Below are 13,629 nucleotides of genomic sequence, written 5' to 3' on the forward strand. Positions count from 1 at the left end.
ATGTAGTCCGTTTTCGTTGAATCGACACCTTGCGACGCTTCATGAGCAGCCCAACATCTCTGTCGGAGGCTTCGAGGAGACGTTGTTCAGGCATGAGTTGTTTCGGCATCAACAGAATGTGCGAGCATTTTTGAAGAGGATGAACGCATTCTGCTCCCTGTTGAGAAGGGTGAACAGTCGGGAGAGCGGTCTTTACTGACAACAAGAGCAATGAAAATGCTCAGATGATTTTATTTGTATCGGGATGAAAGTGGTTTCGCTTTCAGATCCAGAAGGTTTCATATCACAATCAGGAGGTCAAAATATGTCCACTGTCAAAAATAAGATATTGGTGCTGTGCGCAATCACAGTCGGTATCTGCTTGGGAGTTGCGGGGATCGGTGTTTCGCAGCAAGCCACTGTTTCCAAACTTGCTCCGCCAGTCACACATTCACCGAGTGATCTGTCACTCGCGTTTCGAGAAGTTTCTGAGAAGGTTCTTCCAGCTGTTGTTTCGATCTCAACAGAGACGCAGGCTCGACAACTCGACCAGGCGGGAACTTTTCAATCGCCAGAAGAAGAAATGTTCCGCCGGTTCTTCGGTGATGACGAACGGTTCAAGGAAATGTTCAAGCAGCCAAGACAAATTCCGAAACGGATGGGGGCTGGCTCTGGGTTTATCGTCAATGCAAGTGGGATCATTCTCACAAACTCTCATGTTGTTGAGGGGGCGGACCGTGTGACCGTACGACTCTCCGACGGTCGAGAAATTGAAGCAGAATCATGGAATTTTGATCCGCGTTCCGATGTCGCTGTTGTACGCATCGATGTGGATGAAGAACTCCCTTTCGTTGCACTTGGTGAAAGTGAAGCGATGCATATTGGAGACTGGGTGCTGGCTTTGGGTAATCCACTCAATGTCGGAACGACAGTGACCGCGGGGATTATCAGTGCAACTCAGCGTGCCCCGGGAATCAATGAACGGGAAGATTACATTCAGACAGATGCTGCCATTAACCCCGGAAACAGTGGCGGTCCGCTTGTCAATCTGCATGGTGAAGTCATCGGAATTAATACCGCCATTTCATCGCGAAGCGGAGGGTATGACGGAATCGGCTTCGCAATTCCATCGACAATGGTTCGCTGGGTTGCAGATCAGCTGATCGAAAGTGGAGTCGTGAAACGCTCTTATCTGGGGGTTCAATTGCAGCAGATTTCGAACGATCTTCGAGAACAACTGCAAGTACCATTCGGTCAGGGAGCGCTCATTTCTGATGTTGGAAGCAACAGTCCAGCTTCAAAAGCAGGGTTGCAGCCGGGCGACATCGTCATGGAGTTTAATGGCAAGAAAATTTCAAACCGAGACGATCTTGTCGACGTTGTTGAAAAATCGAAGCCAGGAAAGTCGTATCAGGCAGAGATCCTTCGTGATGGAAAGCGAGTCAAACTGAATGTTCGACTCGAACAAATGCCGAGTGATTACACTCCAGCGCTTAAACGTGGTCTCAAAAGTTCGCCATCGAAAGCCGATCCAGACAACGTTGCAATGGATTCATTAGGTATCGAAGTGGTCGAGCTGAATGCCGAAATTTCTCAGCAACTTGGTCTGGATGAATCCGATTCCGGGATTGTCGTCCGCTCCGTGAAACCGGGAAGTCCAGCTGAACAAGCAGGCTTATCAGTCGGTGATGTGATTCAGCGAGTCGGCACAAGGCCGGTCGATTCCATTAAAGGCTTCGGCGCTGCCATTGAGAATCTAACACTCTCCAAGGGGATTGTTCTCCATGTGAAACGAAACGGTGGTGCAGCGTTTGTTGTGTTGAAGTCGGTGAACTGATTTTTTGCAGTCACTCACTCGACTTTTTTGAACCGGCCGATTGGAAACAATCGGCCGGTTTTTTCTTTGAGGAAGCTGGCTTGCAAAGCCTACTCAGTCGCCTTCACCGCATCGGGCTGGTGGCTCACTTTCCAAAGGTCGCCTGCACGTTTGAACTGGTCCTGAAAGACTTCTCGGAGTTCGGATTCCGTCGGTGCGTGTCCTTTGTTCACTTCAGTGAAATACCAGTTCCAGGCCATTCCGGTTGCGTACGTCATAGCGAATGCCGCTGCTGCATTGGCTGCCATTCCGACCCAAGGGATAAATTTCAATGATTCCCGGAGGGCCATTCGAACTGCAACGCGTCCTCCTAATGCTCCGCTGATCTTGGCAATGGTTCTGCCGTCAATGGACTGCCCGTGCAGCTTGGCGAGTTTGTAAATCAAACGGCTTTGCAATCCCATGACCACCGGGATATCGACCCAGGGAGCCGGGACCGCTGCCGCCGTCGCTGCGAGACCTGACATTCCCAGTATCGTCGGCATTGTTTTCTTCTTGACCATGTCTGCTAATGGATCAAGGATTCGGTCCATCTGCAAAATCTGGTGTCGATACGCTGCGGGTAGGGCAGAGACGATTGCTCGTTTCAGGCGATCACTTCCGAACGTCGGTTGATGAAATCCTTCGTACGGCGGAGTCAAATCGAGTGGCACCGCACAATCGAACAGGCCCTCGAATCTCTCGTACTGTTGCTGGAGTGATCGCTTTAAGTTGGGATTGATGTTCTCTGGCAGTGGGGCTCGCGATTCATCGAATGGGTCAATTTCTGGATGCTGTTCACCGGGGTAAGCATCATGCAGTGCCGTGAGAGCCAGGATAACTGGTCGGTCAGGTGCAGATTTTCGAATCGTCTTCAGGGCTGCCAGCAATTCCTCGAGTGCGTGGTCCATCACGCGAACTGTCAGAATCATCAAGTGTGCCTGGTCTTCAAATTCGACGATATCCTCGATCGGGTCATAGTTTGCTTCACTCAATCCACGAGTGTCCAGGAATTTCAGGATCGGTTCGGATTCATTTGGAAACGCATATAGCGAGGAATATTGAGTTTGCGGTCGATATCCGCTTCCGATTTCAACTGATTCGACACCGGTCAATTCTCGAATGATTGACGATTTTCCACTCCCGGTTTTCCCGAATAGCCAAAGCACTGGAATTGGAGCTTTCTCCAGCACCGAGTCCTTGGCTTTGAGATACTCTTCATCATCAAATGGCTGACGTGAAAACCACTTTCCGAACATAACTTGCTTTCAAAATGTCGTGCGCGATCTGCGAGGCCACAACCAAGGTGGAGAAATCTTGACTATTGGTCGAGGTGTCAGGGGAGGGTGATCTCCGAAATTTTGCGAGTATGGCCTCGACTGATAGTTCTTATTTGAAACTGTTGCGATCAGAAAAACAACCTGCAGAAGGAGAACAACGAGCGAGGAGTCAGCTTCGCTCAAAGGCTGTTGTTTCATTCAGCTTGATCTGTCCCTTGAGGCGATGATTGCGTAGCAGCATCGGATCAGGATTGCAGCCTGAACTGTTGTAGAGCACGCTCGCAAGAGCATTACCAGGGAGCTTCCATCATACCGACGATTTCGTTGGCAAGTTGGTCGACAGCGTCCTGAGTTGCAGTCGCTAGCGATTGTCCCGTTTCGGGAGCAAAACTGGTGTGTGCAATGGCATGTGAGAGTTGCGGACCGATCGGAGTCGTTCTTTGTGCGAGTACTGTGCCGGTGCGATTGTCGATCCAGGTGACTTCAATCCCGATTGCCAGTTCGAGTTCGCGAGGGTCGTCGTAGCGGTTCTGGTTGGCAGGCCGCTTATCGATACTGATAATGTTTCCGATCAATCGAGTGTCCGCCTCTGGACCTTTTTTGATCCGGAACGGAGTGGTCAACTCAACTTTTTTCTGGACAGCTTCGGTGAGTTGGAGCTCGTACCCACGGCGATATGTGTCGTTCGTGAATGTTGGGATGTGAACCGAGCGAACTTCCGAACCAAAGGGGCTGCCCACAACATATCCACAACCCGATAGACAGACCGTCCCCATCACCGCGACTAGCAGCTTTGCGAAAGTCCGTCGTGTTGAGTTTGAGTATCTGTTCAAGTCAGTCAAACATTTTAGAACTGATCCTGAAACTTGAATTTGCTCTCTCAAACGTTGAGAAAAGCAGCTATTCCAGAGGTTTCGGACTGGTTCCAGCTAAAGTTCAAGTTCGCTTTCAAGCAACTTCTGTTTTCAGTGCTCGTGAAGGGGCGTTTTTATCAGCAAAAACGCTGATCTCCGCAAGACTGAATCTGCACATCTTTTGTGAAAATCTTTGAGGGTATTTCAATACTTGTCGTGTCCGCGAAGGTGACTTTGATGACTTCATGGACAGTTCTCCACGAGGCAGTTTGTAAAGACTAATATTGTATTCGCTCTAGAGTTCAACACGTCCTGGTTGTTCTTCTGAAGGGGTCGGTTTCAGCTGAGGTGGCTCGTCTGCTTTTCTTAAGAAGCCAAAAATACTGCGTTTCGATTTCTCATCTTCCTCAGGTTTCGTAGTGTTTGAAGGCTGCCGACTCGCTGATCCACCGGGGGCAGTTCGGGCAGAGTCAGGAGTTGCTTTCATACGTGCATCGGGAACGTGAGTTCGACGCGGGGCCGACTGTGCAGGAGCTGGCTTCTGACCACTTCCCCAAACCCATAAAGAATTCCCCGAGCGGTTTGATTTCGCTTCGAGCTCTCGCAGGACTTCCCGCGCCTTCTGGGCTTGCTGCGAGTTGGGATACCGGTTGATGATCAAATGGCAGTGGAGTGCAATCGATTCTGGAACGTTCTTGGCCTGATAGTAGATCACTTGTTGCCACAATCGGTCGATGTCCGCATTGTGGAGCTGATCAATTTCTGACTGCAACATTCCGCGTTCTTCAGCGGTCATCTCTGGGAAAATTTGGAGCATTGTTTGCTTCAAATCTCGAGCTCGATCCAATGCCGCTCCGTCGTATTCGGGGCCTTCATAGGAAGCGAGTGTCACGTGTGATCCCAGCAGGTAGGAATCCTTGAGATGGGGGCTGTCGGGGTACTGATCACGCAGGAGTTCGTAGAGGCGTTTTGCTTCGACAAAATTTTTCGTGCGTAAATTGTGATTCGCAGCCAACATCAGAGAATCATCTGCCAAGGGTCCCGTGGCATCATGCAGCCAGATCGACCGAAGGGCTTGTAACCCACGACCATCAGCATCGTAGATTGGTCGTGTTTTGTCTGTCAGGTTCGGAATGATTGGAAGGTCCCAAGCTGGCTTCTTTGCTGGCGGAGCGGTGGCCACGCTATCGATTTCTTCCTTGGAAGCGAGTTGGATTTCTGATTTGGCTTTTTTGTCTTGTTGCAGGTCGTTCGGGAAGTCGAGCCAGTAACGTGCGATTCGGAAGAGCTGTTTCGTGACTCGATCCATGTGCCGCGTCGATGGATATCGGTTCAGGAGATCATCGTAAGAGTCTTGAGCACGTGTGAATTTTCGCTGATGAAATTGAGCTTCGGCTCGCATGTACAGCGCATCTTCTTCGACTGGGTCTCCGAAGTTATTATAGAGATCTTTGCTCGCCAGATCAGACATTCCCCAAAAGTCTTTGAAGCGGGATCCGGCCGTTTCGTAGCGGACACGTCGCTGCTTGACTATAGCATTGAACGCCTTCTCAGCATCTGCATAGCGACCGTTATCAAAGAGGAGCTGTGCCTCTTTGAGTTCCTGATACGCCATTTGCAAATCGACCTCTGTCCCGCCTTGGACAGACTCGGTCTCCTTGGTGAAGGAGACACTTTTCAGTCCACGTTCGGTTGGCCCCATGATTTTTGCAAGGGGAGAACGTGTTTTTGCATCCGGCTGATCATCTGCGACTGCACGATGAGAAAATAGCGACAAACTCCCACAGCCGGAAAGCGTGATCGCTCCAGCGATAAGTGTAGATGCAGCAATTCTCTGCCAGGAATTTTTGTGTTTTTTATATTCTATAATCATCACACACCCTCGTGCATCAGGTGAAGGACCTTGCACTCGGAAGGGGGACGGACGGGACTGGGAGAGTCGCGTTCAGTGAACAACAGGTCACGGATCGTGGCAAAAAGCTAATACCCAAGGAGCTTCAGTGTTTTGGGACGTCTTCCCAAAATTGCCGAAACAACCGAGTTTAACAGTTTGCGTATCTCTCGCCGTTGTTGATCACTGATTGTCAGTCGGGACAACATGGCTGGATCACTCTCAATCAGCTTTCGAATGACAGCAATCGCACCAGATTGAACCTCAGTGTGTTGATACTCGGAATTGCCACATCTTGAACAGATCAATCCGGACTCGGAGACCCAAAAACGACTGCTATCCCCCAGAATAATCGGCGACTGGCAGATCGTGCAGGTTTCGAAGTCCGGAAGTTGCCCAATTTCGCGCAGCGTCATCAACTCAAAGCGGAAAATTGCGATGTCTGGGGAAGCTTCGGAACCTAGAACCGCCAGCGCTGCAGTAGCAGCCTCGTACAGTTCGTCATGAGGATCACCTTCTTCGGTAAGCGAATTCAGAAGCTCCGCGATGTAATAGCCGCCGTACAAGTGAACCAGACTTTTCGGTGAAGGCTTAAATCTTTTGATAAGCTGAGCTTCCGTCAGCAAGTCGAGGCCGGAAGTCGCCTTGTGGATGAAGACGACCCGGCATTCGGAAAGCAGGTCCAACGAGCCTTCGAAGGCACTTTTTAGCCGCTTTGCCCCTTTTGCCAGGCAGGAAATTTTTCCAAAGTCACGCGTGAATAAGGTGAGAACACGACTCGATTCACTGAAATCGGCCTGCCGAATGACTATTGCATCTGTCTTCTCCGTTGACATCTGTGCTCTGGCTTCGCTTGAGGAAATGAGGATCTCTGCCCGGATTCTCAGAGTACACTTCTAGAGCAGTTTGCTCTACCGTTTGCCCGTGAAGAACGCATTTCTCTAGCAAAAATGCTGTTCGCCACGGGGCAGAACCTGCAAACCAATCCGAAAGATGCTCTAGAGCAGTTTGCTCTACCGTGTGCCCGTGAAGAACGCATTTCGCTAGTGAAAATGCTGTTCGCCACGAGGCAGATCCTGCAAACCAATTCGTAAGATGTTCTAGATACCGGCCATGAATAACACAATCGCGGCAGGGCGAGAATTTTCCTGGTGGTCTTTACGGTCAGCCAGTTCGTCACACGTCGCTCAGCAGGAGCTATGCAATCTTGTTCCCGTTCTTGTCAACATTCAACAGGTCAATAATGTCCCGGCTGCGGAGATGCCAGCTTGCCCAACTTAATGGAGAATCGCCATTGATGTCGCGGATGGTGGTGTCTGCGCCCGCAGTGATCAGCATCTCAATGATATGCATTGGCAAGTAGGCAGCAGCCCGATGTAAGGGAGTCTCGGACCGAGTTCTTGCATCGCGCCAAAATGTTTCGCTCGTCACACCTGGTTTGGTTTTCGCGTTCGGGTCAGCACCATGATCGAGCAATAACTTCACAATTTGAGTACGATCAAGCTCTTTGTTCGTGACTGCTCCGTGGAGCGCGGTCTCTCCAGTAACGGCACAGGCACGATTGGGATTCGCACCCGATTCAAGCAGCAAGCGGACACACTCCAGATGGTCACCGTGTGTCAAACCTATCAGGACAGGTCTTCCCATTTTATTCGTTTGAATATCGGGATCGGCCCCGCGTGCAAGCAGGAATTGAATGACTTTTGGATGAAAGGTGAGTAGAGTTCCTGAACCGTATTCGTCTGTGGAGTTCGGATCAGCCCCTGCATCCAAAAGTTGACGGACAGTGTCGATGTCGCCGTCAAAACTCGCTTGCTTCAGTTGTAACGAATTGGTTGACATCTGAACGATCTCCCCAGTTACAGTTTCTATTCACTTTACTTCTTCAAAAATGCTCGAACAATAGAAAGAGAAGCACTCAAGTCACTAAACCGTGAATTCGTCAATGCGTCTGGCGTGGTCACGAAACACTTCTGCAAAAGTCGTCGCAGTCTCATACGATACACTCTTGAACCTGGCTGCCCGGACATGGCAAAAACATTGTGCGATCTCAAGAAGATGCTCAAGAAAGACCCCGAGGGTTATGCGTGCTATGTGGTGAACCCAACCCATTTCTGCAAGAAATGTAAGCGGGTTGCCAACAAGAAGAAGCGACTCTGCAAGCCTGCCAAGCTCGACCCTCCATCGACTACTGATTGAGAAGCGGTCGCTCGATCGGACAGAAGATGTTCGTATTTCTTGTGCCTGTGAAACTGTTTTTCTCTCGAAGTCGTATGTCCCGACGAGGCCGAACGCACACCTCCTTTCTTGAAAAGGTTCTCGGAAACGCTTTCCTCTATTCAGGCGGCTTCCTGTTCTCACTTTTTAAAAAATAATTTCCTCAGTCGAATTGCGTTGACAGGAGCCTTCGCGCTGGTAGCATGTTATGAGATTGAGACTCAGTCTCATCTAGAGCGTAGCCAGCCACTGATTGAATCTTTCTAAGGCAGCCAGCGAAGCTTGAGGACCGACTCCAATTGCATGGGGTAATTGGACTTACGTTTCACTGGTGCTAGGAAGATCACTCATGCGCACGCCATTCAAAAGAAGGCCAAGCTTCGGCTTTACACTTATCGAACTCTTGGTCGTGATTGCGATCATTGCGATTCTCGTCGCTTTACTCTTACCCGCAGTTCAACAGGCACGAGAAGCTGCTCGGCGAACGAGCTGCCGAAATAACCTCAAACAAATCGGGATTGCGATACACAACTATCACGATGTGTACTCCCAGTTCCCCAACGCTAACACCGGGGGAATGAGCTACTCCAGTCTTGAGGGATCAAGCCTGTTCACAAGTATCTTGCCAATGATCGAGCAAGCAAGTGCTTATCAGCAGTATGACTTCAACCAAGGGAACTCAGCCCCTGCCAATCAAGAAGTCGTGGGGCAGATGCTTCCCTTTTATCTTTGCCCGACATCTCCATTGCGACGGCCTGTTCCTGGCTGTGATGCCGACAATGGGAGAGCTCCGGGGAACTACGCGGTTTCTATCGGGACCAAGGATTTCAATCAGTACTGGTCCTTTTACGGGATGTCTCGCCCAAGCTTAGATGGAGCGATTGTTTATACAGATAGTTCTCCGGGAAAAACGAAGTTTCGAGATTTCACGGATGGAACAAGCAACACCATCATGATCGGCGAGACAGCGTACAATCTCCCAGATTACGTCTTCAGTTCTGGAGACTGCATGGGGCAACCTCGCTACTCCTTCACTTACTGGTCCAATCCATTTCCGGGGTCCACGGCGGCGACAACGGAATATGACTTTAACCCACACGACTTCGCTGACGACGGAATTTTCGATAGCAACTGGACACGTTCCTTCCGCAGCGATCATGTCGGGGGTGTGCATTTCGCATTCTCTGATGGTTCAGTTCACTTCCTCTCAGAAAATATAGACGCTGGTTTGCTCGACAGTCTGGCAACACGAGGCGGAGGGGAGGTCGTCGGTGACTTCTAAAACCTTCTCGGAAGCGAAGTACGCGAACGGTCTCGTAAGGATGAGCAATGTCTCGCAGAAAAGACATTCTTCGCGGAAACTGGAAGCGCGAAAGTGCTCGCGAGCCGTTCGGAAATTTATCCTTCCTCTCAGTTTGATGTTAGTCGTACTCGGTTTGCAGGGATGCGGTGGAGGTGACGATGGGCCTCAAAGGGCGGCTGTCTCAGGGGTTATTAACCTCGATGGTGAACCTCTTCAACAGGGGGTGATTCGATTTGTACCCGAAGGGGAGACGAAGGGGCCAAAGACGTCAGTACCAGTCCAGCAAGGGCGATTCGAAATTGACAGTCGCTCTGGTCCACTTGTTGGTGAACACCGTATCGAGATCGTGTCGACCGATGATGGCGGCTATGCCATGGATGACGAGCAAGCGATACAGGATCTTCGCAAGGCGAAAGTCAAAAGGATTCGGGTTGTCAAAGTCCCTGCGGTCTACAACTCCCGCAGCACATTGAAGAAGACTGTTTCACTCAATACGCCAAACGAATTTCAATTTGATCTGAGCAGTCAACAAAAACGGTAAGTGGCTCGAACTCACTTTAAGTGGTTTTCGTGATCTCAGTCGAAGCGAGCGTTTCGAACTGATCTTTAAATCTGGGCTTCGCTTCGCAGACGCTGCAAATCGTTCCAAATTTCTCAAATTCCTTAACCGGTTTCACACATTCTCAACACAGGAGCTTTTACAATGAAACTGCTTGACAGACAAAAGACTCTCTTACTCCTTACCTTCGTTTTTAACTTTCAAATGATGTCTCAATCCTCACAGGCTCATTTCATTTGGCTCGCACCCGAACAAGGGGAAGAGGCAAATGTTGTTGAAGTCTATTTTGGAGAAGACGCCTCGCCTGACGATCCGGAAATGCTGAAATATGTTTCCGGTATGAAAGCCTGGGCGGTTTTAGACGGGAACAAGGCTGAGGAACTTAAGCTCAAGAAAACAAAAGAAAATCTTTCTGTTCAGTTGAACTCAGCTCAGTTGCAGGGGCTTGTTGTCGCAACTCACGATTTGGGTGTCATGGACCGTGGTGATAGCCATTTTCGTCTGAAGTATTACGCAAAAACTGGTCCCGTTGCTGGAAGTAAATCTTGGGAATCGATTGATTGCTCCAAGCAACTTCAGTTCGACGTCATTCCTGAGGAAGCTCCGGAAGGTATCTTGCTTCATGTTCTCTTCAACGGAAAGACTGTCGAAGGAAGTGAAGTAAAAGCGAGTGGTCCAGGTCTCGACGAATTCGAAGGGACGACTGGAGAGTCCGGAACAATTTTGATTCCTGTCAAAGAGCCCGGCCTGTTCTCAATTCGAGCCAAGCATGTCGAAGCCAAATCGGGAACGCTGGAAGGAAAAGAGTATCCTGAAACTCGACATTACACCACGCTAGCATTACGAGTGCCGTCCGACTCTTCGAAGTCACTTGGGAAGAACCTTCAGCCGATCAAAAAGCCTGTGACGAGTTTTGGTGGTGCGATTCTTAATGGGAACTTGTATGTGTACGGCGGTCATACAGGTGGGGCTCATTCTTATTCTCACGATGCACAAGGACATACGCTCGAACAACTCAACTTGAAGACTGGAGAATGGAAGAGCATCGCGGAAGGTCCAGGTCTACAAGGTTTGGCACTGGTCTCTGACGGAAAACGACTTTACCGAATCGGTGGATTCACTGCAAAAAATGCTGAGGGAGAAGATCACGATTTGTGGTCGCAGGATGCCGTCGCTGCTTACAATTTGGAGAAAAAAACCTGGGAAGAACTGCCCGCGTTGCCAGAGCCTCGTTCTTCATTTGATGCTGCTGTCTTGGATGGAAAAATCTACGTAGTCGGTGGATGGGCGATGGCTGGCGATGCCGAGAGCGTTTGGCATGAAACAGCTTGGGTGCTTGATCCGAACGCCGATTCTCCAAAGTGGTCCAAGTTGCCAGCTCCACCGTTCCAACGCCGAGCATTGGCCTTGGCTGCCCATGACGGAAAAATTTATGCAATCGGCGGAATGCAGAAGGAAGGTGGCCCGACCCGCAAAGTTGATGTCTTTGATCCAGCCACCGGTAAGTGGTCATCGATTTCGGAAATTCTCGGTGAAGACGGGATGACAGGATTCGGATCATCGGCCTTTGCAACCGGTGGAAACTTGTACGTCACGACAATCAAAGGTGATCTGCAACGACTCGCTGAAGATGGAAAATCCTGGGAATTGCTTCGAGAAACTCCCACCCCACGTTTCTTCCATCGCATGTTGCCGGTTGACGAAAACCATCTTCTCGTTGTCGGCGGAGCAAGTATGGAAATCGGAAAGTTTGATGAAGTTGAGATCTTAGAGGTTCAATAATCCTCTAAGCATTCTCATCAATGCTTGTCGTGTCCGTGAAGATCACTGGCATGACTTCATAGACTGCTCACCATGAGCAGAACTTAAAGACCAATTTTAGAACCAGTCCGAAAACGTCTGAAATCGTCGCTTTCCTCAACGTTTGAGAGAGCAATTTCAAGTTTCAGGACCACCTCTAGCTTTGCTTTAGAGCATCTTTCGAATTGGTTTGCAGGTTCTGCCTCGTGGCGAACAGCATTTTTACTAAAGAAATGCGTCCTTCACGGGCGCACGGTAGGGCAAACTGCTCTAGAACAATCGACATTTAGCGGAGAAGTCATTTGCAAAAGATATTGCAACATCGAAGCGGCGATCATCGAGTCTGCATCAGAACGGTTGCCCTCAGCATCACATTGTTTTCCTGTTTGATTTTCTCGACGGATCAAGCAGCCAATGCCGCTGATGAATGGACATCGTTTCAAAATGGTGGAGAGATCAATTTTGATGAACAAGAACTCGGCTTCTCCGCTGAGTGGTCGGTTGCGATTACGGGATACGGACAATCAAGTCCACTTGTCTGGAAAGATCAAGTCTATATCACTTCGGTTTCCGGGCCGAACAAAGAACACTGCCTGGTGACGGCGTTCAATATTGCCACTGGCAAAGAGCTTTGGCAGTATGAAACGACGAACGCCACGCCTCAGGAAAACAACAACTACATCAGCAAGGCAGCTCCGTCTCCGGTTGTTGATGAACGAGGAATCATCTGTTTCTTCGAAGGTGGCAACTTGTTCTCATTATCTCACTCCGGTGAGATTCAATGGCAACGGAATCTGGTTGAAGAGTATGGTCCCATTGATGCACGTCATGGTCTGTCTGCATCGTTGGAGCAGCGGAGTGAATTTGCCTTCGTCTGGGTCGAACGACAAACCGATCCTTACCTGTTAGCAATCAATAAAAAGACGGGAGAGAATCTGTGGAAGGTTCCCGGCCTTGGCGTCACAAGTTGGGCAAGTCCTCGGGTGATTCCAGTGAAAGGTGGCGAACACCTTGTACTCAGCGGGATTGGTAAGCTCGCCGGTTTTGACCTGCAATCGGGAAAGCGTTTATGGGAGTTTGATGACATTTCCGGGAACTCGACGCCGACTCCAATGCCGGTTGGAGAAGGAACATTTCTGATCGGTGCAACGGTTGGTCGAGGGGAGTCAGAATCGGGACGGGCTGCGGAGTCCAACGGACTCATCTCGGTTGAACAATCTGATGCGGGAGTTTGGTCCGCAGCTTATGTGTGGCATTCAAAGCGAGCGACCAGTTCGTTCAGCTCTCCAATCTGTTCTGGGGATTACTGCTACTTCACCAATCGCACCGGAGTCCTGTACTGTCTCGACAAGATGACCGGTGAAGAACAGTACGCGAAGCGGGTGGGTGGAAGTCTTTGGGCAACACCGATTGTTCTCTCGCAAAAAATTCTTCTGCCTTTAAAAGATGGAAAACTAACGACCGTCGCTTCGGGGCCGAAGTTCCAGATGTTTGAGACAGCAGAGTTGTTTTCAGAAGAGCCATCTACGAAACCTGCAGAGAAAGCTGATGATGCTCCACCAGGTGGGGGAAATACGTTGTACGCAGCGGTCTTGACTGGTCAGAGAGTGATCGCCCGTTCCGGGGATCGCTTGTTTAGCATGAAGATCCGGGGAGACGTTTCAAAGTAAGCTTCAACCGCAAGCGACAGAGAAAACATTGCTCACCACTCACTACTAGAGCATCTTTCGAATTGGTTTGCAGGTTCTGCCTCGTGGTGAACAGCATTTTTACTGGAGATATGCGTTCTTCACGGGCAAACGGTAGAGCAAACTGCTCTAAAAAAATCATCGCTATGCCGAGTTATTCAGCGTAGCGATGATTTTTGCTTTTGAGTTATTTTTGATAGCTA

10 protein-coding genes are annotated in these 13,629 nt (G+C 49.8%); 5 read left to right on the forward strand and 5 right to left on the reverse strand.

Features of this window, described 5'->3' with window-relative positions; genetic code table 11:
- Nucleotides 1-304: 304 nt before the first annotated feature.
- On the forward strand, nt 305-1,816 hold the full coding sequence (locus tag ACN0YR_RS14095) for a Do family serine endopeptidase (protein WP_417849879.1): 1,512 nt from the start codon (nt 305-307) through the stop codon (nt 1,814-1,816).
- Between the two features lie 89 nt (nt 1,817-1,905).
- On the opposite strand, the gene ACN0YR_RS14100 is transcribed toward ACN0YR_RS14095, so the two are convergent.
- The 5 genes from ACN0YR_RS14100 to ACN0YR_RS14120 all read right to left on the reverse strand — a co-directional run bounded on the left by ACN0YR_RS14100 (nt 1,906) and on the right by ACN0YR_RS14120 (nt 7,701).
- On the reverse strand, nt 1,906-3,093 hold the full coding sequence (locus tag ACN0YR_RS14100; RefSeq protein ID WP_417849880.1) for a GTPase family protein: 1,188 nt from the start codon (nt 3,091-3,093) through the stop codon (nt 1,906-1,908).
- Nucleotides 3,094-3,404: 311 nt separating this feature from the next.
- The gene (gene lptE, locus ACN0YR_RS14105) at nt 3,405-3,947 is read right to left on the reverse strand and encodes an LPS assembly lipoprotein LptE (protein WP_417849881.1); all 543 of its coding nucleotides are present in this window, start codon (nt 3,945-3,947) and stop codon (nt 3,405-3,407) included.
- Nucleotides 3,948-4,263: 316 nt separating this feature from the next.
- On the reverse strand, nt 4,264-5,841 hold the full coding sequence (locus ACN0YR_RS14110; RefSeq protein ID WP_417849882.1) for a tetratricopeptide repeat protein: 1,578 nt from the start codon (nt 5,839-5,841) through the stop codon (nt 4,264-4,266).
- A gap of 107 nt (nt 5,842-5,948) precedes the next feature.
- Nucleotides 5,949-6,695: a DNA repair protein RecO gene (recO, locus tag ACN0YR_RS14115; protein WP_417849883.1), complete on the reverse strand. Its 747-nt coding sequence runs from the start codon at nt 6,693-6,695 to the stop codon at nt 5,949-5,951.
- Between the two features lie 361 nt (nt 6,696-7,056).
- Complete coding sequence (locus ACN0YR_RS14120; protein WP_417849884.1) at nt 7,057-7,701, reverse strand: ankyrin repeat domain-containing protein; 645 nt, start codon at nt 7,699-7,701, stop codon at nt 7,057-7,059.
- A gap of 724 nt (nt 7,702-8,425) precedes the next feature.
- On the opposite strand from ACN0YR_RS14120, the gene ACN0YR_RS14125 reads away from it, so the two are divergent.
- From ACN0YR_RS14125 to ACN0YR_RS14140, 4 genes are all read left to right on the forward strand, one after another.
- On the forward strand, nt 8,426-9,358 hold the full coding sequence (locus ACN0YR_RS14125) for a DUF1559 domain-containing protein (protein ID WP_417849885.1): 933 nt from the start codon (nt 8,426-8,428) through the stop codon (nt 9,356-9,358).
- 136 nt (nt 9,359-9,494) lie between these two features.
- Entirely contained in the window at nt 9,495-9,920 is a 426-nt protein-coding gene (locus ACN0YR_RS14130; RefSeq protein WP_417849886.1) for a hypothetical protein, read from the forward strand.
- A 162-nt stretch (nt 9,921-10,082) separates the two neighbouring features.
- Complete coding sequence (locus ACN0YR_RS14135; protein ID WP_417849887.1) at nt 10,083-11,720, forward strand: kelch repeat-containing protein; 1,638 nt, start codon at nt 10,083-10,085, stop codon at nt 11,718-11,720.
- Between the two features lie 320 nt (nt 11,721-12,040).
- Nucleotides 12,041-13,408: a PQQ-binding-like beta-propeller repeat protein gene (locus ACN0YR_RS14140; protein ID WP_417849888.1), complete on the forward strand. Its 1,368-nt coding sequence runs from the start codon at nt 12,041-12,043 to the stop codon at nt 13,406-13,408.
- The last annotated feature ends 221 nt before the right edge of the window (nt 13,409-13,629 follow it).

It is taken from the genome of Thalassoglobus sp. (assembly GCF_048270125.1).
Lineage (GTDB): Bacteria > Planctomycetota > Planctomycetia > Planctomycetales > Planctomycetaceae > Thalassoglobus.